We start from the raw sequence: 23,655 nt of genomic DNA, 5'->3' as shown, positions 1-23,655 counted from the left end.
CACGGGCCTGCTGAGTGAGGCAGCGCGAGCTGCCTGTGAAACGCTCAGGCTCGTGCCCTCTGGCGTTTTGGACTGGACGTTCTCTCATGCTTATCTTATAGTCTTGCTTACCCGAAGGAGAGAGGAGCTGATCGGCGAGAGTGGTAAGGAAGAAGGAGTTAAAGAGGGAAAAGTGATACTAATGATGGATGATTATAAGAGAAAAAGAGCGGTATATATCTATGAATACAGAAAAATCGATCAAGGCTCGAATGCGCTGCAATCGAGGGGGCGGCAGAGATAGGTGTAAGTGGGGAACAGTGGGAGTGTGCGGCGGAAAGTAAGCAGGCTTAAATTGTTGAGAGATTCCTCTCAGAATGGACGTAATATCTATACAGCTCAGCCTGCTACTAAGGAAGGCAGCAAGTGGACGTTTCAGCGATCGAAAGGAGGCAATGATGCACAAGAAGAAACGTCACCATCCTCGGGGGAGCGCGTAGCAGGAAGCATCTTCTTGATGTTACCAGTCGGTGCCGGCTGGTACAAAGCCACTCATTACCATCTTCTCCGTCCCGACAGGACAGAAGCCAGAAGAGAGGTTACCCGTGCGTAAGAGCAGACCATTCCCTTTGGCCTTAATTCCGGCCTTGCTCTGCCTCATTGCGCTGCTCGTGGCCTGCGGTGGAGGGCAGAGCAGCACCAGCAGTACACAGATTGCGCCGCCTGACAAGCAGGTGCTGCGCATTCCTATCGGAGCGACCGATTTTGGCACGCTGGACCCGGCCCTGGTACAGCTTGCTGTCGACGCCGACACCATTCAAGCTATCTGGACGGGCCTGGTCGAGTGGGATCATAACGTCCAGCTTCGCGACCAGCTAGCCCAGTCTCATGAGGTCTCCGCCGATGGCCTCACCTATACCTTCCATCTGCGGCCCAACCTCAAATTCAGCGACGGCACGCCGCTCACCTCGCAGGACGTTATTTATAGCATCGATCGCACCCTGCAACCGGCCACCAAGTCGCAGGTCGCCTACTATCTCAATCTAATCAAGGACTACGACAAGATCACCAGCGGTAAGATCCCGACCCTGATCGGCGATAGCCTGCTGGCGCCTGATCCCAACACGGTTGTCATCAAGATCAGCAAGCCTGCGGCCTACTTCCTGCAGGCTCTGACCTATCCCTGCTCATACGTGGTCGAGAAGAAGCTGATCGACAAGTACGGCAGCAAGTGGACCGACCACCTGACCGAGGGAGGTGGCGACGGGCCGTTTAAGGTCCAGAGCTACGATCACACCAAAGGCATCGTTCTGGTACCCAATCCCAACTATTACGGTCCCCAGCCCAAGATCCAGAAGTTGGAGTACCTGATCTCTGGTGACCAGGACACCACCTTCCGCGCCTACCAGTCGCATCAGTTCGACTATACTGGTGTTGTTGGCATCCCGCCGGCTCAGATCGATGCGGTACGCAGCTCGCCGGAGTTTCACGAATACGTGAACTTCCGCATCAGGTACATCACCATGAACTACCTGGTGAAGCCCTTCGACAACATCCACATTCGCCAGGCTTTCGCCCTGGCCATTGACAAAGAGCTGCTACAGCAGACCGTCTTCAGGAACACCGTGGAGGCCACCAACCACATTGTTCCCCAAGGCATGCCGGGCTACAACCCCAACCTGGTTGGCCCGGCTGGCGTCAGCAGCCTGTCTGGTGATAAAGCCAAGGCCAAGCAGCTCTTGCAGCAGGGCCTGCAAGAAGAGCACATGACCTCGCTGCCGACCATCACTTTCAACTATTACACCGATGTCAAGGCCATCGTTGACGCCTCCCAGGCCATTGCTCAGATGTGGCAGACTGTCCTCGGGGCTAACGTCAAGCTGGTCGGCACCACCTACGAGAAGCTTATCACCCTGGAGAACGCTACCGTTAACAACCCCAATGGCCTGCAGGTCTGGATTTCTGGCTGGTTGGCAGACTATCCTGATCCGCAGGACTTCCTGTCGGTCTTCTTCGACAAAGGCTCTGGTTACAACCAGATGAACTACGGTCAGAACAACTCGACCGATGCTGCGCAGCAGCAGCAGGTTCAGAAGCTCCTCGAAGAGGCCGATGTCAATCTGAATCAGACGCAGCGCATGCAGCAGTACAATCAGGCTGAACAGCAGATCGTCGATGACGTGGGCTGGATCCCCATCTATCAGAACAAGATCCAGCTCATGCAGAGCACGAAGCTGCACGGTATTGTCTACAATGGCCTGTCGATCATTCCGCCCGACGACTGGGCCAACATCTACTTCACCGTCTGAGACTGCGCGCTGGCCGGCTGCTGGCGAAGCGCTGAGCAGGCCGGCAGCGCTCTTGAGGCGCTGCTGAGTAAGCCTGGCATTCTGCACTCTCGGCCCGCACTGCAGGCCCGCTGGGCGGGTGTGTGTGGGTCTGCGGGTTCAGGATGCCAGGTTTTGCCTGTTACCAGGCTTGTCTGTTTTCTGCCTGGCCGGGCATACTCTAGTCATGGATATGGTTGTGGCAGCCAGCGCTCTGGGAGTTCCGTATCCGCCGCCAGCCAGTGGCAGTGACGCTGGACCTGGGGCGCGCAAGCAACGGAGAGTGGGAGTCTATCGATGCTCCAATTCCTGGTGAAGCGCCTGATCGGGCTTATTTTTGTGATTGTGGGCATCACCTTCATCACCTTCATCATGGGCTATCTGGCCCCGGGTGACCCTATTCGGGCCCAGATGGGAGACCATTTTGACTATCACACCTGGCTGATGCTGCGTCATGCCTATGGGCTAGATCTGCCGTGGTATCAGCAGTACTACAACTACTTAGTGCATCTTGCTCATCTTGACTTTGGCATCTCCTTCAAGTACCAAAACCGACCGGTGTGGGACATCCTCAAGGATGGCGTGCCGGTCTCGTTGGAGCTGGCCTTCTGGGGCCTCATCGTCGAGCTGCTGCTGGGCATTCCCGTCGGCATTCTCTCGGCGATCCGGGCCAACAGCTGGATCGATACCCTCAATATGGGGGTGGCTCTGATTATTTATGCCCTGCCGCCTTTTGTTATCGCCATCCTGGCCCAGGTGATCATCGTCTGGATCGACAGCAAGACCGGGGCCAGCTGGCCTTCTTCGTCCTGGGGGGCGCCCTGGCAATATGATTGGGCTGACCTGCAGCCGAAGATCGTTCCCATCCTCGTCTATGGAGCTGCGGGCTACGCCTATTTTGCCCGTTTAGCGCGGACAACCATGCTGGAGGTGCTGCGTCAGGACTACGTGCGCACGGCCCGAGCCAAAGGTTTGCGCGAGCGGGTCGTCATCTACTGGCACGCCCTGCGCAACGCTCTCATCCCACTGGTGACTGTCCTTGGGGTGGCTATTGGCCTGCTGGTGGCCGGCACCTTCTTTATCGAGCAGATTTTCAACATCCCGGGCATCGGGCGCATCTCCCTGCAGTCCGTGATCGACCTTGACTACCCTGTCATCCAGGCCACTGTTGTACTGCTGGCGGTCGGCGTTGTGATCGGTAACCTGATTTCCGACATTCTCTACACGATCGTCGATCCGCGCATTCGGCTTGAGTAGGGGAGAGGAGAGAAGCAGTATGTCTATGGACGCACACCAGAGACCATCGGAGGCTGCCGGTGAGAGCTTCGTGAAGCCCGATGCGGTCCTGCAGCCTCCGCCGGCTGAGCTTCTGGAATTAGCTGCCGGGGTGAGTGAAACGCCGCCAGGCGCTGTTCCTCTCGGCGAGGAGGAGGTGCTGCAGGAGCGGCGCGCGCCTTCTCCTTTGCGGGAGTCGTTGCGTCGCTTACGCCGTGACAAGCGAGCGATGGTCAGCCTGGGATTGATCATCTTCTTTGTGCTGGTCGCCTTCTTCGGTCCCCCCATCTACCAGCACATCGGTGGCATTTACCAGAGTCCTCAAAATGGACCAGTGCCTGCCAGCGTCTATCACAGTTACTATCATGAGGAGCTAATCCGCCAGGATGAAGGGCCTTCGGCCCAGTACTGGCTGGGAACCGACGACCTGGGGCGCGACATTCTGGCGCGGCTCATGCAGGGGATGCTGGTTTCTATCATTGTCGCCACCCTTGTTGAGGTCGTCGACATTGTGCTGGGCCTGATTGTGGGCGTGCTGGCCGGCTACTTCGGGGGCTGGATCGATCAGTTGCTGGCGCGCTTCACCGACCTGATGTTCGCCTTCCCGGGGCTGCTCTTTGCCATCATGCTGACCGGCATCATTGGCCCAGGGGCCTCCGATGCCCTGGCCAAGCTACCGATCATCGGCCCCAACGGTAATGGGCGGCTGCTCCTCGTCTCGCTGGCGCTGGCAATCACCGTCTGGCCGCTCATGGCGCGCTACGTGCGCGGGCAAACGCTGCAGCTCAAGGAGCAGCAATTTATCGAAGCGGCGCGCACTTCTGGCAGCAGCGATCTGCGTATCATCTTTCGCCACGTCATCCCCAACCTTATGAGCATCGTGGTGGTGGCCTCGACGCTCAACATTTCGAACACCATCATTGGCGAGGCTGGCATCAGTCTCCTTGGACTGGGGGTCCAGGCGCCCGGCTCCAGTCTGGGCCTGATGATCTCCGATGCCACGCCCTATATCAATACGCACCCCTGGGAAATCCTGGTCCCGACAACCGTCCTCGCTCTGATCGTGCTGGCCTTTTCCTTCCTCGGCGATGGTCTGCGCGATGCCTTTGACCCACGCTCCAAAGATTGAGGGCCACGCTTCCCCCGTGGCCCCTCAATCACCTGGGGCGCGAACGTGCTTCCCCAACCGGCCCAGCTCTGTGGCCAGACTAAAGCCGGGCGCTCTCCCAGTTGGCCTCGCTGTTAGCGAACATGCTGCCGATGGCGGCGATTACTAGATAGGCGAAGGTCAGCACGCTGATGATGATGAACCACTGCGTATTGCTGATCAGGCTGGTCCACGAGTAGAAGAGCGTGCCGATGATGGCCAGGAAGCAAGCGACCGAGCCGCAGAAGACGCAGCCCCACAGGATCGGGGCCGGTACGATGCGCCGCTCCCGCAGCAGAGGATGGCGCATGCCGTGGAGCCGGATCAGGTTGAAGAAGAGGAAGCCCGCCGAGAAGGCCCAGACGAGCGTCGAGGAGGCCAGCATCACGTTATAGACCTCGGTCGAGAGGTTGGCCGGCGTCGTCACCTTGACTGTGTAGGGAGCCAGCAGGAAGACGAAGGCCGTCACCACAATGGCCACCGCCGCCTGGAAAAAGATGGCGTTGGCCGGCACGCGCTGACGATTAAGGCGGGCCACCTTCACGGGCAGGCGCTGGTCGATGCCTGCAACCATCAGCAGGCGGGCATAGGCATAGTTGTAGACAACCATTGCCATGACGAAGAAGCTCATCAGGCAGAAGGCGGCAACGTTGCCCATGAATTTGCCTAAAGCCAGATCGACCACGTGCACCAGGGCGAAGGGCGCAGCGCCATCCTGGGGACCGGCGATGACTAGCAAGGCGAAGGTGGCGATGCCATAGCCGGCGATGACCAGCAAGGCCCCCCAGAAAAGATGACGGGTGATTACTCGCAGCCGGGTAACTTCGCCGCCCATGTTGAGCGGTACCTCTGTTCCCAGATAGGCCAGAGTGATCAGGCCGAAAAGGTAGAGGTTGCCATTGTTCTTGTCAAAGCGAATGCTCCAGTCGGAGAGATGGCTGAAGCTGGTGGCCGCAGGATGACCGCCCAGGAGCCAGACCAGCCCGGAGAGACCAAGCAGCGCCACCGCCAGCATGGTCAGCCCGACAACCAGGTTGACGAGCTTCTGGACAGCGCTGTAGCGCTGGATGGCCAGAGCGCTGGTCAGGCCGATGAGGGCAATGATAAAGAGACCCTGCTGCCACGGCTCGGTCAGCCAGCCAGGGTTAAGCCCCTGTAAATAAGAGACAATGACGTCTCCTGCGCTGATGATGACCAGAACGCCGGGAAACCAGGCACAGAAAGCTGCGAAGAAGCTCCAGTAGCCGCCGAAGGCTTTGTGGGTCCAGTTGTATAGCGAGCCTTCGTGCGGAAAGATCACGCCAAGCTGAGCGGTGGCAATGACCCCCGGAATGAAGAAAGCCAGAGCGCCAATAGCCCAGTAGGTGAAGGCGGCAGCTCCACCTGCAACGGCAGTGGTGGCGTTGGTGATGAAAAAGACGATCATCAGAAAGGTGGCAATCATGTCTCCCGTACTCAGCAAACGGGGCATGACGCGCGGGACGTAGCTTTCCGATGGCAAGACCGCTTTCCAGGCTTCCCGCTCCCCTTCCGCCTGCTCTGCCTCGCTCTCGACCAGGGAGGGGGTGCTCTGACGGCTGCCCCCGGTGTTGCTGGCTTCGAACCCGCCTCGCTCCTGTTGCATACGCATAGCCCTTCTCCTCCTTCTCCCCTTCTCTGCAACTGCAGCCAGCAAAGCTGCTTATGCTTGCTGGCCACGAGAGAAGGGATGTTCGGCAAACTCGGGACGCGCAGTGAGCATGGATTGCCTCGACACTGGCTCCTTCCGCCCATGATATTACTCAGTGCGTCAGAAAGGCTGACGAGCTGTGTGCCGGCTGAGTAGGCTTGTGCACTGTGATGCGCCAAAGGAAGGGGCGGCATGCATAGCTAAAAAGTACTAATCTGTGACCCATGCCGCGGGCTACTGAGCGGGCCTGGCGGCGGGGGATGAGGTGGTCAGGGCCAGCTCCTGGAAGGCGCTGATGGTGATCACGCTTCCCGGAGCCAGCACCAGGCGCAGGCCGCCAAAGCCGCTCTGGAAGGTGTCGTCGCGCGCGCTCACCTGCCACTGGCTCGGCTCGGGCGTGCCCGCCAGCCAGGCTCGTGCCTGCAGCCTGTCGCCCTGGATGCGGAAGCGCAGGCAGTAGAAGCGCTGAGCCTGGGCTGTAAAAGGAACGGAGGCCAGGCGCGTCTGCATACCGCCGCTGCTTTTGAGGAGCACGAGCTGGCTGCCGTCGATGTAGGCTTTATACCAGTTATTGGTGTCCATCCAGCGCAGAACCGCGCCAAGGTTGGCCTGCTGGAAGCGGTTGATGGCTCCTGTGAAGAAGACCTCGCCATCGCTGAAGGCTGGCCCTAAGATGGCGTTGTAGGCCCCCTGGCCGTTGCTAAGCTGGCCCTGTTGATGGCTGATCGCGAAAATGGCGCTCAGGCGTGCATCGCCTTGCCAGGGATGGCCGTCGGTGGCCGTCCCCCAGCTGCGTTGATCGGGACGCTGAAAGGTATCTGCTGCCAGCAAACTCATGCCTGCGGGCAGCGCTGTGGGAGAGGCTGTTACCGGCGATCCACTTGAGGAGGAGGACGTAGCCGCTTGGTCAGCTGGACCAGTCTGGTTGGTGGACGGCCTTGACTGAGCGGTGGACGGAGGGAGCTGAAGCGCCGCTTCGATCGGGGGGAGCAAGATTAAGGAAAAGAGCACCGTAACCACAAGCAGACCCGCTAAGAGCAGAACGCCCCCCTCGCTCGACGGCCTGGCTGTCGCCCCCATCTCAGCTTTCTCGGCTGCGCTGTCGCTCTCTCTGATCGCAGGAGCAGGGCGTGACACTTCGCGCTCCTTGGAGGCCGCAGCGGCTCTGACTCCTGCCGCTTCCTCGGGCGGGCGCCTCACCCTGTCCGCCGGCTGCCTCTGACGACCCAGGCGTAGCGGCTGCGGCTCGGTAATCGTGCCGCTGATGGTGGTGACCTCCTGGCGGTCGTCACCAGAGGCTGTGCCTGGCGCAAACCATTGCTTGCGTTCGCCGCTATTCATAGTGCCTCTTTTGCAAGAAATGTTCTATTTCGTCTATGAGTGAAGCTGGCTCCTGCGCAGCGGCTCCTGGTGGGGGAGCCTGGCCCCTCTGGAATCCTGGCTGCTCCCAGGGTGTAGGCCGGAAGGGAGCAGACTGGCTCTCTTCTGCTCTATACCCGATCAGTTGCCATAATCCAACCAGGCTAACCAGGAGTACCAGCGCGATCAGGAGCGTGCGCCCGGCCAAGATGAGCAGCCCGTCGACGGTCCAGCGTCCAGTGAGCCAGCCGGCCACCGGAGTCAAGAGCAGCGTTAGCACTCCCTCGGCCACGAAGAGAAAGCGATTGACGTGTTCCTCCTGAGCGCGCTCGTAGGCGAGCTGCCCCTGGTCGAGGGAGAGGTCGGGTGGCAGCAGATGGCGCTGAGAGAAGATCACTGTACTCAGGCTCGGCCTCAGCCGTGGGAGCAAGATGCCCCAGGCGGTGGCGGCGAGGGTATAGAGGCCAAGGCTGATGGCCAGCCAGACTGGTGCCTGTAAGCTAGGCAGACCGAGGGTCAGCAGACTGATGGCCATCACGAAGGGCTGACAGAGAGCCACCGCCTGGCACCAGGGCCGCCAGCGCTCGGGAATCAGACGGTCGGACGGACCCAGCAGGCCGCGGAGGGGCAGCTGGAGGGCGAAGGCCAGTCCCAGGGCCAGGGCCTGCGCCAGTAGCAGCCAGAGCAAGGTGGGCAGCGTCCCCTGCTCCTGCAGGATAGCCGCAAAGGGGGTAGGCACAGCGTTCCAGATGCTGCCGAGTACGATGGCCAGGCCGCTGGCTAGCAGGACCAGCCCCAGCTGTCGGCGGCGTGCCAGATAGCGCCACCAGCCTCCTTGCAGCAGCCAGTCGAGGGTCAGCTGCAGGCGCCAGCGGCGTGCCCCCTCTGTCAGGTCAAACCAGTTGTCGACCATGCGCCCGGGTGTCGGCAGAGGGGCGCGGGCCTCGGGCCAGTAGTCAAGGGCAAGTAGTGGAAGCAGACAGAGAATAGCGAGCAGACCCGACCAGGCGGGCAGCAGCCAGACCAGGCTCAACCCGAACATTGTCCCGAGAGCGGCCCGCATCAGGGCAATGCGCTCGTCGACCGCTGGCCAGGGGCGGCGCTGGAGCAGCCAGGCATTGCCGAGAAGAGAGGAAAAAGCGGTAAGCAGCCCCAGTTCGAGCGTAGCTGGCCAGAGCGAGACGGGTAGTGGTCGCAGTACAGGAAGAGACAATTGCGGCAGCATACAGAGGAGCAGGCCAGTTCCCCAGTAGCGGGCCGCGCTGCGCCGGCGTCCGGTGAGCAATGTGGCAGCCAGCAGCGAGCTGGCCAGCCAGACTGCCGCCACCAGGGCTGTTGCCAGTGCCTCCCTGCCCTGTGACCAGCTCTGAGCCAGGAGACGCATCTGCAGGATACTCAATCCCAGGCTGCCGCTGAGCCAGCCGGCATTTAAGAGCCGCCCGCCGATCACCGCGTCCAGGCGTTGCTCAGCGAACAGAACAGCTTTTGTTGCTTTTCTCTGACCAGATATCATTGTTCATCAAGTGCAAGTCTCTTTGCTTGCATATTGTGTGTGATGAAGGCAATCGACCAGCGGTCGGCCTTGGGCCTGAGTGGGTATCACAGGGCCGGCGAAGGTGAGGGAAAAGTCTCTGACTCCTGCACCGGCTGTAGGCGGGTGCGCAAGCGCCTGTTCAGACTTTCGGGCGGGACCATCTCCGGCTCCTCGCTAGTGACCGTTGTGACCAGTAGCGGCGGTTCCTGGCGATAGAGCAGGGCCTGATCGCACTCCCGCAGCCAGGCGCGGATCTCAGGCAGGAAGCGGTCCAGTTCCTCCAGAGGCAGCGAGGCGTAGCGGTAGCACGCGTCCACGTGAGCAGAAAAGAGGCTATGGGCCCAACCCAGGTAGACCACCCACTCTGGATGGAACTGCACAGCCAGCCAGAAGCGGCGTGGATCACTATCCTCGATGGCCTCGATGACACCATCGGGAGCGGTCGCTGCCACAGTTTGGCCCGGGGCCAGATAACCAATCAGCTCGCCTTCGGGGGTCACGTAGCCCACAATCTGGTGATGCATGGAGAGGACAGCGTCGATATAGTTACGTTGCGGGCCGCGCGCCTCCGGTCCGCGCAGGATGCGAGCCAGGCGGCTGCGCGGATTGACGGCGATAGGATGCTCGACCCAGTTGTCGGCGGTGATGCGGCCCCGGGCGCGATGGGGCACCAGCGGCGGCATATTCCGCGGCCACTGCGAGCGGAGATCTTGATAGAGGCCACCGCCGCGTACCACGTTCATGACCTGCATGCCGCGGCAAATACCCAGCGTTGGAATGCAGAGCAGCCAGGCCAGCAGGGCACAGTAGCGCTCCCAAATGTCGCGCCACAGCTCTGGGGTCTGGGTCTGGGGGTGTAGCACATCACCGTAGAGGCAGGAATAGAAATCGCCACCGCCGGCAAAGACCAACCCGTCGACGTTGCGCACCACCGGCCAGATAATGCGAAAGACCTCCTCGAAAAGATCCTCACTGCCCAAGATGTCGAAGGGATCGCAGCTCTGCAGCATGGGCAGCGTCGGCAAGACCAGCGGCTCCCCCCCGCTCTCGAAGATGGCGTTGATCGTGGCGGCATCGCCAGCGTACACAGGCCAGCCGCCGTCGCGCAGGCAGCCGCTGGAAGAAAGCACGCCGATGCGGGGCCGATAGTAGGAAGGGAGCGGCGCCCGTTGCTGGCTGTTGATAAAACGGGCAATACGTTCGGCCAGCGACGCGCCAGCGTTCAGCGGGCCGCTCAGCTCATCGGTGCGGCGCTGACTAAGCGCGCTGCCCTGGTTGGCTTCTGGACTCTGATTCTGCCCTTGGGTCGCGGTGCGTGCCTCGCGCACTCCTCTTGTAATCATATGGACATAGTAGTCAGGATCGCGCGCCATAGCTGCTTTCTACTCCTCTCTTCAACTTTTAGCTACTGCTTTCCCATAGCCTGGCCTCAGCGCAAGGACTTCATTGTTGAGTTGCTGATGATGAATTGTTGAGCGGGGTCACATCCAGCGTGGCCAGTCGCTCAATGGCATAGTGGATCTGGGTCACGCCGTCCTGCAGCTCGCCCGTCTGCGGATCGAATTGACCCACGAAGGCATCCTGAGCCTGCTTGACCAGTGTGTCCAGCAGAGCCAGGGCTGCCGGCTGACGCAGCTGGCTGCTGCTCATGTGGACAAGCTGAATAGCATCCTGACGGATCTGCTGGTAGAGGCTCTGGACCTTGTTGAGGGCCTCGGTGATCTGTTGCGCCAGCTCCTGCTGCTCGCGGGTCGAGCCAGGCGACTGCACCACGCCCTCCAGATGGATGCCAATATGATGGAGGTAGCCGGGCGGCTGCTGGTTAGCGTCGAACTGCAACAGCCCCACGCGCCCGATATGGGGGTCCACCAGCACTGGCGAGCCGGCAGGAACGTCATTGCCCAGAAACTCGATGCCGTCGAGATAGTCGAGGATACGGATAAACTGGCGATGCATCAGGTCGGTGCTGCCGTGGTTCCAGTCGTCGCGCGCCGCCCCGGCCCACTCAAGGATCTTTTGCCCGTTGCGGAAGAGCCAGATATCCAGACCGCCGGGCAGGCCCAGCTTCTGCAGTGTGGGGTCAAGCGCTAACAGGTGGCGCAGGTGATCCAGCAGGCTGTAGTGATGCTCGCTGTCCTGGGGATCGGGGGTATTCGGAATAACTGCCAGATAGCGCCAGGTGCTGCGATCGAGCGAGGGTACTGTTGGCGTCGTTGCAGCGTCCTCCTCGGTGACCAGAAAACGACTGGCGATGGCCAGCAGATTGGTGTGCTGTGGGTCACCCTTGTAGAAGAGTTGAGCGGTGCCCTGGCTCAGGGCGAGCTTACCCAAGAGGATAGACTGACTTTCGACAGAGTTGTCGCTCTGGAGCCAGGCATAGTAGGCTTTGCCGGGCGCTGGCGGTGGAACCTTGCTCAGGTCAACTTGCACCTGATCAGCGATACCTTGACTGGTACTTACGTTGACCTGACCACTGCTCAGGAAGAAGACATGACCAATGACGTCGCTTGTGGCACCAGCCCCTGCCGGCTGGGACTTCGTACCGCTACTGTGGGCAAAGGGCAACAGATTCAGACCCCCGCTGACCAGCAGGACCACCAGCGAGGCCACCAGGGCCAGGCCAACGATAATGGTCGGGAGCCAGGGCCGGCGTCGTGGTGCCCCGCTACCGAATTGACCAAGCGGGCGGGTTGTGGGTAAAGGGCTGAGCGGCTGCAGGCCCCCGCTGCTGTTGCTGCCGCTACTGTAACTGCTGTTGCTACCGGTCGCTGGACCGGGGCGCGTTGGTTGCTCAAAGCGAAAAGGCTTCAAGGCAGGACCCTCCTGTCTCTCTCTGGCCGCAGTCAATCAACAGGAACAGGCAGCGAGCGCAATCTATCCGCTTTCGCTTCACTGCTGAGTGAGGTACCTTCAGCCTGGCTCGCTGGCCTCTGCTGCAAGTGTATGCGCCAGCTAAGGAAGGAGGGGCTTTTTTTGAGAAGGCTTTACAGGACAGGTTCCCCGAAAATTTTGGACAAAGTCCCTCGCTGGCGTATCGCAGCAATCGCAGCATCCATTAATCGCTGTTACGCGCCTCGGGGGCCTTGCTCGACTCGAAGTAGAACCGGCATACAGCTGAGAGAGGTCGGGCGGAGCCGGGTGCAGCGGTTGGAAGGAAAGCTGGGCTGGGGAGAAAAAATAGCCTGCCAGGCCGAAGCCGGCAGGCCAGCGATGGGAGCGTGAGAAAAGGGCAAGTAGCCTAGCGACTGCGGGCAGCCGCCTTGGGGGTCTTGGGAGGAATGTGCAGCGGGCGCCCCTCGGCTGCCAGGATGGCCTCGCGCAGTCCCTCGCTCAAGGACGGATGCGGATGGATGGTCTCGATGATTTCGTCGCCGGTCAACTCACCGCGCATTGCCACCGAATACTCACTGATCAAGTTTGTCGCATCGGGGCCGATGATATGGGCGCCGAGAATCTCGTTATACTTGCCCAGAATAACCTTGGTGAAGCCGTCCGTCTCGCCGATGGCCACCGCCTTGCCGATGGCGCTCCAGGGGAAGCGCTCCACACGCACCTCCTGGCCATACTGCTCGCGGGCCTGGGCCTCAGTCAGGCCGACGAAGGCCACCTCGGGGAAGGTGTAGATTGGGTTAGGCACCACGCTATAGTCCATTCTGGATGCATGGCCGAGAGCATTTTCGGCGGCCACCTCGCCCTCCATCGAGGCCACATGCGCCAGCCCGGCCCCGTGTACCAGATCGCCGATGGCGTAGATGCCGGGCAGGTTCGTCTCCATCTGCTCATTGACGCGCACCCTGCCGCGGTCATGGTCCAGGCCCTGCTCAAACAGCTGCTCCAGGCCGCTCGTATTGGGGCGGCGGCTGACTGCTACCAGCACATAGGCGCCGTGGAAGACCTGCTCACCCTGTTCGCCGCGGGCGATGACCTTCTTCTGCTCGCCGTCATCCTCGATGGCCTCAACCCTGGCCCCGGTGGCGATGGTAATGCCGCGGCGGCTCAGGATGCGCACCAGCAGGCGGCGCACCTCCTCATCAACGGGCGCCAAAATATCGGGCAGCATCTCGACGATGGTCACGCGTGAGCCGAGGGCCTGGAACATGCAAGCCAGCTCGACCCCGATCACGCCGCCGCCCACGCAGACCACGCTCTCGGGCACCTCAGTCAGGTTCCAGCAGGTATCACTATTGATGACATTGTGCCCATCGATGCCGGGAAACGGTGGCATGAGTGGCACCGAGCCGTTAGCCAGAATCACCTTCTCGGCGCTGAACTGCTCGTGGCTGCCATCGCTCTTTGTCACCGTCACCGTGCGATTGGCCTCAACGCTGCCCAGTCCCTCGTAGATCGTCACATTGTTGCCCTTCAGCAGCGTCCCCACGCCGTTTGTCATGCGTTTGACTACCTTATCCTTAAAGGTCATGGCGCGCCGCATGTCAAAGGTGGGCGGCTGCGGCAGAGTGATGCCCAGCTCCGCCAGAGATTCGAGGCGGTGCAAGCTCTCTGCGACGTGCAGCATGGCCTTGGAGGGGATGCAGCCAACGTTGAGGCAGGTCCCGCCAAGATACTGCTTCTCGACAATGGCAACGCGGGCACCGAGCTGGGCCGCCCGAATAGCTGCCACGTACCCGCCCGGGCCGGCGCCAATCACAACTACATCATAGTGGCTACTGGTCATGGAACTTCTCTCCTGCAACCCATTTGCGTTGTGGGTACCTCAGTCAGTATAGCACGTTCCAGAGTGTGCGACCAGCAGCCTGCTCTCTTCCTCTCCGCCTGTCCGCCCCACTGGCTCAGCGGTGGGGGGAGCGCGACAGCAAACAACAAAGGTTGCTCCCTCGCCGGTGGGGCGGGCAGCCTCGCTACAACTTACGGACGTAGAAGGACCAGCAGCACGCCCAGGAGCAACAGTACCCCGATGGCGGCAAAGACGCCAGCGTTGAGCAGCATGTTGCTGCGCGCCTGCTCGCGGAACTGCTCCGACGGTAGCTGCAGCGGGTTGGCTAATGTGCTGCCCGCCATCTCGTCATCTTGTCGCTCAAGGTAGCGCTCCAGCAGGGCTTCTAGATCCCGTTGCATAGCGCTGGGATGTGGATAGCGCTGGGCACGCGACAGACTGAGCTGGCGCACAAGAATCATCTCCATCTGTGGACTGACGGCAGGATTGAGACGGCGCGCCGGTGGGTGAAAGAAAACCAGACGCTCGTTGGGGTCGTAGCCGGTGACGGCGTGATGTAGCGTGGCCGCTAGACTGTAAAGGTCGGCGGAAGGATCCAGCTCGCCACGTACCTCCTCTGGGGCGTAGTAGCCTGCCGCTACCGCATCTCCTTTCTCAAGGGGGGGATCAGGTGGAAAAAGGGGAATATGGATCAGCCAGACTGTCTGCTGGGCCGCGTTGATCACAATGGTCTCCGGGTTGATTGAGCCATGCACGATCGGTGGCTGTTGCTCGGCCAGAACCGTCAGCAGGCCGCACAGTTGATAACCATAGTGCACCACTTGAGATTCGGGCAGGGCGCCCCCCTGGCGCTTGAGGAGCGTGCCCAGCGTCTCCCCTTCCGGGTGAGTCAGAACCAGGAAATAGCTGCCGCGCTCGCTAAAACCCTCCACTACCTGCGGAAAACCCTGATGCTGACCCAGGCGCTGCTGGCGCTCCATCACCTCCGCGATCACCTGATTGGCGCTGGTACGCTGGAGCAGCTCCGGCGGCATAAGCACCTCACGAATCAGGACCTGACGACGCCCCATCTCCTGGTCAATAGCCGACCAGGCCCGGCCCTGACGACGTTGGGTCTCCGGCAGCGGTACAGGACCCAGGATGCGGTATCGGCCCTTGGCCAGGCTGTCACCGCGCATTAGCAAATATTGCTGAGGTTGAGGTAATCCCAGCAGCGCTCCCGTGCTGGGCGGCGCCATTGCCACCTGGTAGCCACAGCGCGGGCAACGACCATCAAAGAACATTCCCTCGTATGCGCAACGTGGACACCGCATACGCTACCTCTCCTTTTCTGGCCTCCGAGCCAGATGAACAGCTAACAACTTCGTTTTCCTTCTCGTCTCATATACCCTGGTTCACTGAGTAAGAAACGATGGTGCGTGGTGTCTTGCAAGCAAGATAAGCTGCGCAATGAGTAAGTATGGCGCCGAACAGGCGCGTCTCAGCGTCGATATCGTCAGTCAGGCAGAGAACACAAGCGGCTCATCTTTGAGCAATCGGACCGCGTGCGACAGGCAGCTATGAGTAAAGCCCCGCTAAGCAGAGCGGGAGCCGACGGTGGTAGAGAAATGGCTCTTTCAGCGCATCCGAAAGAGAATTCCCTCCCTAGGGAGAGACCTCATCCAGGCGCTTCTGCCGGGTGGACGGACCAAACTGTGCCAGCAGGGCTGCCAGCAAGAGAAAGCTACCGATGAGCACAAAGGTACCGCCGGGTCCCAGGCGCGTCACCAGCGAAGTGACGTAGCTGACGCCGATCCCGCCACCCACATGGCCGATCCCGTCAACCAGGGCAAAGCCGCTGGCGCGGGCCCGCGTCGGGTAACTCTCCGTTGACCAGGCGTAGACCATCGGCAGCCAGATATAGCAGCCCATTCCCAGCACGATGGTGCCGAGAGCCGCCAGCCCAAAACTATTGCCGCTCAAAGCGACGGTTACCTCTCCTAGCATCGTCAGCAGGGCTGCGATCAGCAGCCAGACCTTGCGCTCCACATATTCGCCAAGCAGGTAGGCCGAGAGGGCGCAGATCGTGCTGCCAATGATGCCAAACGAGGTGATCAGGCCGGCCTCGGCAACTGGATAGTGCAGGGCCACTAGCAGGGTAGTCATGCCTGAAATATTTGAATAGACCGTGATATAGGCCAGCAGCCAGATGACCAGCAGCAGAATAGTGCGTTTGAAATAGAGCGTGTTGCTGAAGATCTCCTTGTAGCCGGTGCGCCGATCGTAGATCGGCACCTGTAACTCCGGCTCTGGCGGCGGCAGCTCACCAGCCAGGCGCTGGCGGGCGTGATCTTCCATGCGCTCGACCACGCGCTCGGCCTCGTAGATGCGGCCCTTGGTAATGAGCCAGCGTGGTGATTCTGGCAGCTGGAAGCGCAGGAGCAGGCCGATAAAGGCCAGAGAGGCACCGATGGCGTAGACGACACGCCAGCCGAAGGTAAACTGAGGACCAGCCAGGGCCATGGGCAGTCCATAGGGGAAAGGTTCCGGCGGCGTCGTCAGATAGAAGCCGAGCCAGACCCCCAGCGAACCGCCGATCGAGGACAAGATAAAGGTGAGGGCGGTGTAGCGAGCGCGTGCCCCACGGGGCGCCAACTCATTAACATAGGTATTCACCAGCGCCAGATCGGCCCCAATCCCGATGCCGGTCATGGTCCGCGCCAGCACAAAATGCGTGTAGTCGGTCACAAAGGCTGTGTAGAGGGAGCCGAGGCCGGTGATGGCCATAGTCACCACCATCATGTCGCGGCGCCCGTAGCGGTCCGCCAAAGGGCTAAAGACCAATGCCCCCAGGACATAGCCCAGGAGATTCATCAGGACAGGGAAGCCCAGATACTGGCTGGCCGTCAGCGGAAGGCAGCCAACCACAATTTGCGTGCAGGTTTGAATGAAGGAGACGTTGATGTCGCCAATATCGTAGAACGTGAAGAGCAGCCCCAGACCAATCACCAACAGCACTGTTCGAGGTAAGGCCCAGACCGGAATGCGGTCCTGCCGGGCAATGATCGCCGCCGCGATGCGCGATTTCTTCTGGCCAGGTAAGACGACCCTGCTCGTGTGAGCTGACATGCTGCACTCCTATTGCTTCTACGTCTGGGAAATCAGCTATTTTCCATTAGAAAGAGAAAAATCCTTTCTCTGATGCCCTGGCAGCCTCCCTTGTAAGGAAAAAAGAGAAAACATTGGGATGCTCGTCTCTGTGCCTATGTTATCCACTCAGGCCGCATGGCGAGAGGGCGACATATGCAGAGCCATTGTAGAGAAAAAGTGGCTGGCAGGCAATGTTTAGAAGGACAAATTGGCAGAGAGAAATTGTACTCAGCAACAATAAACAGGCGAGGCCAGCTGGCCCCGCCGTCTCTGAGCTCCCGACAGGGGGCTGCAGGTGGAGCGGGGCCAACTGCTGGCTCGTGCGGGCTGAGCATGTGGATGGAGAGGGAAATGAGCTTATCTCTGCTGAGGGCCATCGAGGTGGCGGGCGATCAAGATCATGGCCTGTTCGCCGACCAGGGCCCGCAACTGGGCGTGAATCTCTCCCATGCGCTCCATGCGTCGCGTGATAAAGCAATGGCGACTTACTCCCAGGGCCAGCCCTTGCAAACCCCGCTCTGCTGCCTCATACTCGGCCTGGATTTGGGCAAGCAGGCGGGCCACTTCGGACCCGTCTCGACTGGGCTGCTCTTCGGATGCGGACATAGCCAGCTCCTTCTCTCTTCCTACTACACTTCGCAGCAACTGACACCTCTCTGCTCTCCCACCCATCCCTAGGCGAGATCTGGCTGTCCTTGCCTGCCAGCGAAAGCCCGTCTTTCTCTCCCTTGTTTGCTCATCCCAGGAGGGAGAGCGGATGGACGATGACCGGCCTGGGAGTCGGGGCGGCTTAGAATGTCTCGCCCACCTTGACGTGGCCGCGGAGCAGGTTGCGGGCAATGATAAAGCGCTGGATCTCATCGGTGCCCTCGAAGATGCGCCAGACGCGCATCTCGCGATACCAGCGTTCGATTGGTAGCTCCTTGGTGTAGCCCATGCCGCCATGAATCTGCAGGACGCGGTCCACGACGCGATTAGCCATATTGGCGCCGTAGAGCTTGGCCACCGAGGCGGACTGGCGATTATCCATCTGCTGCTCTGCCTGCCAGGCGGCGAAGAGCGTCAGCCAGCGGGCGGCCTCGATCTCTACGTAGGAGTCGGCAATCATCCACTGGATGGCCTGACGTTCGGCGATGGGTTTACCAAAGGTCACTCGTGTTCGGGCGTACTCGATGGCCATCTCTAGCAGGCGCTCGGCGGCGCCGACAGCGCGGGCAGCGATGTGCCAGCGACCGGCCCCGATCCACTTCATCGCGAGCTGATAGCCCTTGTTTAACTCGCCCAGGATATTCTCCTCGGGGACGCGCACGTTCTCGAAATAGAGGGCTGCCGGCCCCCAGGAACCCATCGTCGGAATATAGCTAGAGCGCCAGCCCATCTCGCGGTCTACCAGGAAGCAGGTCAGGCCCTCGTGGACGCCCTTCTCGGGGTCGGTGAGGGCGAAAACCATGGCAAAATCGGCCTCGTTGCCATTGGTAATGAAGATCTTTTCGCCGTTGAGAACCCACTCGTGGCCATCCTTGACGGCCCGCATCTTGAGGTTGGAGACGTCGGAACCAGCCCCCGGCTCGGTCAGGGCGAAGCAAGAGCGTCGTTCGCCGTTAATGGTTGGAAGCAGATAGCGCTGCTTCTGCTCGTCGTTGCAGCTATAGAGAATGTTATCGGCGGAGCCGCCGAAGGTGAAGGGCACGAAGGTGCGGTAGAGTTCAATGGTGATGACCGCCGTCATGATCGGGCCAAGGTTGGCCCCGCCATACTCCTCGGGCGTGTTGATGCCCCAGAAGCCTAGTTCTCGGGCCTTCAGCTGAAGCTCGCGGAGCCTGGCGCGGTCTAAGCCGGGGCGTCCCTCTCGCTCGTTGCGCAAGACCTCGCCTTCCAGTGGCATCAGCTCCCTCTTGACGAAGGCGCGCACCGTCTCCTGGATCATCTTCTGTTCTTCTGTCAGGCGGAAATCCAAAGTTCTCCTCCTCGTTGGTTGCAGGCAGCAGCTTCTTTGCCTGCCTGCTGGGCGATGCCTGACCGACACGTGCCCGCTCTGCCTGTGAGCAACGGCAGGCTTGCCGGTAGAGGGTGGGCCTGGGCACCTCCAGGCGGAGGAACAGCCGGTCAGCGAGCCGGTCAGCGAGCCGGTCAGCGAGCGGCAGGCAGGACTGATCAGGACGCCTGGTCCGGGTACAGAGCTATTGTATGAGGAGAGCAACGGGGGAAGGCAATGTTTTGACCGACAAATTCGAGGCCGCTTCTTTGTGGCAAGAGACAGGAGGCTACGCCGTCCGGGGCGGCTCTCAGTGAGCGGAGAGCTGGCCGGGACGGCGTCAGGGCGGCGGGAGAGGGGCCTCCCTCTGCAGGTGAGGGTTAGGGGTCTGCGGAGCTGAGGCCCTCGCCCGCATGGCTGCGCTGCCAGATGAAGGCCGCCAGGGCCATCGCCGTTTGTTCCTTGGGGGTATGCTCATCGCTGCCCAGCAGATCCTGGGCGCGGTGGAGGCGATAACGGATTGTATTGACATGGACGCCGAGGCGTTCAGCCACGGCCTGAGCTGAGCCAAGCGTCTGAGCCAGGACGAAGGTCTCGGTCAAGTGGGAGCCGGTGGCGTGATCGTAGTCGAGCAAGGGCTTGAGCAGCTTGGTGGCGAAAGCTTCCAGGTCCTTGATCAGGCGCGGGTTCTCTAGCAGGCTATCCAGACCGAAGGTGTAGACATCCAGCAGATACTCGCCATAGCCCTCACGGCGAGCCTTCTGGGCCAGGGCGATGGTGTGGGTCAGGCCCATCTTCAGGTCTTCCAACGAGTGATAACGTCCGCCGTAGACAATCCATAGTGGCTGCACGCCGCAGTGTTGCAGCAAGGCATCGCGCACCTTCGATGGCGGCTGAGGAGCCTGGCCTTCCAGCAAGACGATGGCTGTATCGTCGTCGACAAAGATCAGGGGACTCTTCAGGCACTCCAGCACCACACTCTCGACGATCATGCGCTTGCGGGCCGATTTCATTGCCTGCAGGCTGTCCTGGGGCCAGGCCAGCACCCAGAACTGGCCGCGCTCCACGGGCAGGCCGAGCCGGTAGCCATCTTGCTCTACGTATTGCAGCGAATGGCCCTTGAGCAGCGAGCGAAGCCACTGCTCGCGGCGGCGGTCAAGCTGGTCTTGCACCTGCTCCAGGCGAGTGATGACCAGGTTGCAGGCCACCACCAGATCGTAGAGGAAGTCCGGCCAGTGCGGAGGCGGTAACGGCACGGCAGGGCAGAGGTAGACCGCGCCGGCCCGATCGGGGCCGGCGAGCGCCAGCGGGATCACCTGTACCTTCTCTGGCTGGCGGGCGCGCTCGGCACGCAACTGCTCCAGCTCCTCGCTGCGCGCCAGAACATAGGGCTTGCCGCTGCCATCGGTCACGATCACCGGCCCCTTGATCAATTGGCTGGCCCAGTTCTCGACGGCCTCTACGCGATTGGCGTGCAGCAGTAGCTCATACCAGGCCGTTTTGGCGTCAGGAGTACGCGCCAGGCCGGGCCAGTGAATCACAGTGGGGCGCTCGGCGGGGGGCAGCGGTTCCAGCAAGCGGGTGAGACGCTGGCCAAGGAGAAATTCCGCCAACGAGAAGGGGGCGACAGTGCGTCTCGTCGTGTAGAGGACAGCGGCCACGTGAGCGTTTCCATCGGGCACGGTCTGCGAACGCACTGGGAGGGCCATCCCTGAGCGCACCTGTTCGCGGTCGACAATATCGGAGACGCTTGGGTCGCGGTAAGGAGAGTTGCGGTAATCGCCGCGTCCCATCGGCGTTCCGTAGGCAGCGACGCGCCCGCCGATCCCACGACCCAGGCCCAGGGCGAAGCCGAAATTGCTGTGGCGGGCGCCCAGGTGGCCGGCGATCTCCACCACGTCGTTATAGGCCCGGCCCCAGAAGGTAAAATCGGCACGAGTCACGATGCGCGCCAGGCTCAAAATAGCGGCCAGGGCCTGGGCGTCGCCGTGGGCCAGGGCCTCGATGAGGGAACGATCGTGCACGGGCGAGCTAGGCGCAAAATACTGTTCCTCCTTCTCCTCCACCTCTAGCAGAGCCTCCAGGGTCTGGCGGACGCGCAGCAGCCCCTCGTTCGGTGGCAGAGTGAAAGCGCCGCCCTCGCCAGGAGTGGGCCAGAGAATCCAGAAGGCGCGTCGACCGCTCTCGGGGGAAGCGAGCTTCAAAAGGAGGGCTGGCGGCATATCGTTGAGGCCAGTGCGCAGATCGCGTTCGAGTACGCTGGCCACCATTTCGGGGGAGGGATCGAGGCGTGCTGAGAGCCAGCGGTGCATGGCGTTGCGCCGGATGCCGGCATAGTGGACCTTCCACGACCCCTTGCGCTGCGGGCAGGGCCAGATTAAGGCCGTGGCCACAGCGGGCACGCGTGTCAACAGCTCCTGGAGAGCGCGCGCAATCGCGTCCTCGCGCTGCTCTGGGCAGAGGGCTGCGCTCTTTAAGGCATGTGTCACGGGGGTCCAGGGATCTGGGCAATGCTCTTGCATAGTGGCGCCCTCGCCATTGTGGAAGCCAACAAATAGCCATCTGCCAATTTGTAGATAGAGACATTGTATACCATCGCGCTGCCTGTTTACAATAGGCTTGCATGAAACGCCAGTGGCCGCCAGGGTCGGTGCCAGCGGCAAGGAGAGGAACCTGCGGCGGTGCAGGCAGGTGAGGAGGGCAGACGAGGGGCTAACCAGAATAGGCTAGTCAGGGTAGGCTGCCCGTGCTGGCCGGGCAGGCGGGTAGAGACAAGCCTGGCTGAAGCGGGCCGTAGCGCCGACCGAGTGTCCGCGAGCGGGCCTGAGCAGGGAAGCGAGAAGGGCTAGAGAGAGTCAGCATCGCTGCCGACGGAGGAAGCGCCTATGCTAGAGCTGCAGGACGTTGCCGTCACCTATCAGAACGTCATCCCCGCATTGCGGGGTGCCTCGCTTGAGATCCCTGAAAAGGTGGTCGTCGCCCTGCTGGGCACCAACGGAGCCGGCAAGACCACCCTCCTGCGGGCCATCTCTGGCCTGCTCCCATTACATCGTGGCGCCCTGGTTGGTGGTCGCATCCTCTGGGCAGGTGAGCGCATCGATCGTCTTTCCCCCACGCGCATCGTGCAGCTGGGCATCACCCAGGTCCTGGAAGGGCGCCGCATCTTTGACGACCTGACCGTTGATGAAAACCTCCACGCTGGTGCTATCACCGTGCGCAATCCCGCCGCTATCCGTCGCGCCTATGATCGCGTCATGAGCCTCTTCCCGGTCCTTGCCGAGCGGCGCAGCAGTCGGGCGGGCTATCTCTCAGGTGGCGAACAGCAGATGCTGGCCATCGGGCGTGCCCTGATGGCTTCGCCGCGCCTGCTGCTCCTCGACGAGCCATCTCTTGGCCTGGCCCCCTTCATGGTGCAGCGCATTCGCAACATCATTGCCGAGATCAACGCCGAAGGCACCGCTGTTCTGCTTGTCGAGCAGAATGCGCAGATGGCCCTCTCGGTGGCCCACTATGGCTACGTGCTGGAAACGGGGCGCGTCGTTCTGGCCGCGCCAGCAGCGCGCCTCTTGCAAGAGGAGAACATCCGTCAGTTCTACCTGGGCCTGCGCGAAGGAGAGCGCCAGCTCGCGCTTGGGCGCCTGCGCCAGCGGCGGGAAAGGGCGGCAGAGAGGAGGTGGCTGTCATGAGTGGTCGGCCTGACCATAGCAACCTGGCCAGCGACAACCACCAGATCAACCCCAGGGAGCCGCTGCTGCGTGTTGAACAGCTCTCGGTTCGCTTTGCGGGGGTGCGCGCGCTTAGCGAGGTCTCTTTTGCCGTCTGGCCGGGCGAACTCTTTGCCGTCATCGGCCCCAACGGCGCTGGCAAAACCTCCCTGTTTAATGTGCTCTCGCGTGTCTACCAGCCCGAGGCGGGACGGGTCACCTTTGCCGGTCAGGACTTGCTGCGCCTGAAGCCCTACCAGGTGGCCAGGGCTGGGATCGCACGCACCTTCCAGAACATGGGCCAGTTCCCCACGATGACCGTCCTGGAGTACCTGCTGCTGGGCCGCCATACGCGCATGCACAGTGGCATCCTGCGCGCCGGACTGTTTATCGGCCCGACCCGCCGGGAAGAGTGGGAGAACCGCGCTTACTGTCTCCATATTCTCGACTTGCTAAACTTGAAAGAGGTGCGCGATCGGCCTCTGGGTAGCCTGCCCTATGGCCTGCAAAAGCGAGCTGATCTGGCGCGCGCGCTGGCAATGGAGCCGCAGCTGCTGCTGCTTGATGAGCCGGTGGCTGGCATGAGCCTGGAAGAGACTGAGGAGATCGCTGCCATCATTCTGGAGATCAAGGAGCAGCTCGGCCTCACCCAGATCCTCGTTGAGCACGATATGGCGCTGGTCATGGGCCTGGCTGATCGTGTGCTGGTGCTGGACTTTGGCCGCGTCATTGCCGAGGGCAGGCCGGAGGAGGTCCAGGCCAATCCAGCGGTCATCAAAGCCTACCTGGGCGAAGAATCGGAGCAGCTGCCGGCGCCCGCCGATGACTTGCCCGCCGTCTCCGAGAACTAAACTCCGCCTCGGACTGGCAGGCATGTCGGCT

The 23,655-nt window shown here is 61.4% G+C and carries 16 protein-coding genes; 5 read left to right on the top strand and 11 right to left on the bottom strand.

Annotated features, from left to right (window positions below; all coding sequences use genetic code 11):
- Positions 1–584 precede the first annotated feature (584 nt).
- From KTAU_RS09425 to KTAU_RS09415, 3 genes are all read left to right on the top strand, one after another.
- On the top strand, positions 585–2,288 hold the full coding sequence (locus KTAU_RS09425; RefSeq protein WP_151728143.1) for a peptide ABC transporter substrate-binding protein: 1,704 nt from the start codon (positions 585–587) through the stop codon (positions 2,286–2,288).
- Positions 2,289–2,603: 315 nt separating this feature from the next.
- Entirely contained in the window at positions 2,604–3,563 is a 960-nt protein-coding gene (locus KTAU_RS09420; RefSeq protein ID WP_151728142.1) for an ABC transporter permease, read from the top strand.
- A 19-nt stretch (positions 3,564–3,582) separates the two neighbouring features.
- Positions 3,583–4,710: an ABC transporter permease gene (locus KTAU_RS09415; RefSeq protein ID WP_151728141.1), complete on the top strand. Its 1,128-nt coding sequence runs from the start codon at positions 3,583–3,585 to the stop codon at positions 4,708–4,710.
- Positions 4,711–4,789: 79 nt separating this feature from the next.
- Here KTAU_RS09415 and KTAU_RS09410 read toward each other — a convergent pair whose 3' ends face one another.
- The 11 genes from KTAU_RS09410 to KTAU_RS09360 form a co-directional block, all read right to left on the bottom strand.
- Positions 4,790–6,358, bottom strand: a complete 1,569-nt coding sequence (locus tag KTAU_RS09410) for an APC family permease (protein WP_151728140.1) — start codon at positions 6,356–6,358, stop codon at positions 4,790–4,792.
- A gap of 273 nt (positions 6,359–6,631) precedes the next feature.
- Positions 6,632–7,738, bottom strand: a complete 1,107-nt coding sequence (locus KTAU_RS09405; RefSeq protein ID WP_151728139.1) for a hypothetical protein — start codon at positions 7,736–7,738, stop codon at positions 6,632–6,634.
- Positions 7,731–9,269, bottom strand: a complete 1,539-nt coding sequence (locus tag KTAU_RS09400; protein WP_151728138.1) for a hypothetical protein — start codon at positions 9,267–9,269, stop codon at positions 7,731–7,733. The genes KTAU_RS09405 and KTAU_RS09400 overlap by 8 nt, the downstream gene beginning before the upstream one ends.
- An 86-nt stretch (positions 9,270–9,355) precedes the next feature.
- Positions 9,356–10,663, bottom strand: a complete 1,308-nt coding sequence (locus tag KTAU_RS09395) for a gamma-glutamyl-gamma-aminobutyrate hydrolase family protein (protein WP_151728137.1) — start codon at positions 10,661–10,663, stop codon at positions 9,356–9,358.
- A 70-nt stretch (positions 10,664–10,733) separates the two neighbouring features.
- Entirely contained in the window at positions 10,734–12,101 is a 1,368-nt protein-coding gene (locus KTAU_RS09390; RefSeq protein ID WP_151728136.1) for a hypothetical protein, read from the bottom strand.
- A gap of 427 nt (positions 12,102–12,528) precedes the next feature.
- Complete coding sequence (gene lpdA, locus KTAU_RS09385) at positions 12,529–13,965, bottom strand: dihydrolipoyl dehydrogenase (protein WP_151728135.1); 1,437 nt, start codon at positions 13,963–13,965, stop codon at positions 12,529–12,531.
- A gap of 191 nt (positions 13,966–14,156) precedes the next feature.
- A complete protein-coding gene (locus KTAU_RS09380; protein ID WP_151728134.1) occupies positions 14,157–15,278 on the bottom strand; it encodes a serine/threonine protein kinase in 1,122 nt (373 codons plus the stop codon).
- A gap of 331 nt (positions 15,279–15,609) precedes the next feature.
- Entirely contained in the window at positions 15,610–17,073 is a 1,464-nt protein-coding gene (locus KTAU_RS09375) for an MFS transporter (RefSeq protein WP_151728133.1), read from the bottom strand.
- Positions 17,074–17,451: 378 nt separating this feature from the next.
- Entirely contained in the window at positions 17,452–17,700 is a 249-nt protein-coding gene (locus KTAU_RS09370; RefSeq protein WP_112432748.1) for a hypothetical protein, read from the bottom strand.
- A gap of 184 nt (positions 17,701–17,884) precedes the next feature.
- Complete coding sequence (locus KTAU_RS09365) at positions 17,885–19,051, bottom strand: acyl-CoA dehydrogenase family protein (protein WP_151728132.1); 1,167 nt, start codon at positions 19,049–19,051, stop codon at positions 17,885–17,887.
- 398 nt (positions 19,052–19,449) lie between these two features.
- Positions 19,450–21,591, bottom strand: coding sequence for a PucR family transcriptional regulator (locus KTAU_RS09360; RefSeq protein WP_151728131.1), 2,142 nt, complete (start codon positions 21,589–21,591; stop codon positions 19,450–19,452).
- 363 nt (positions 21,592–21,954) lie between these two features.
- Between KTAU_RS09360 and KTAU_RS09355 the strand changes: the two genes are divergently transcribed.
- A complete protein-coding gene (locus KTAU_RS09355; protein WP_151728130.1) occupies positions 21,955–22,755 on the top strand; it encodes an ABC transporter ATP-binding protein in 801 nt (266 codons plus the stop codon).
- The gene (locus tag KTAU_RS09350; protein WP_151728129.1) at positions 22,752–23,624 is read left to right on the top strand and encodes an ABC transporter ATP-binding protein; all 873 of its coding nucleotides are present in this window, start codon (positions 22,752–22,754) and stop codon (positions 23,622–23,624) included. Before KTAU_RS09355 ends, KTAU_RS09350 begins: the two co-directional genes overlap by 4 nt.
- Positions 23,625–23,655: the final 31 nt, after the last annotated feature.

The sequence above is a fragment of the Thermogemmatispora aurantia genome, from assembly GCF_008974285.1.
GTDB classification, from domain to species: Bacteria; Chloroflexota; Ktedonobacteria; order Ktedonobacterales; family Ktedonobacteraceae; genus Thermogemmatispora; species Thermogemmatispora aurantia.
This window is presented reverse-complemented; position numbering and strand designations above follow the sequence as displayed.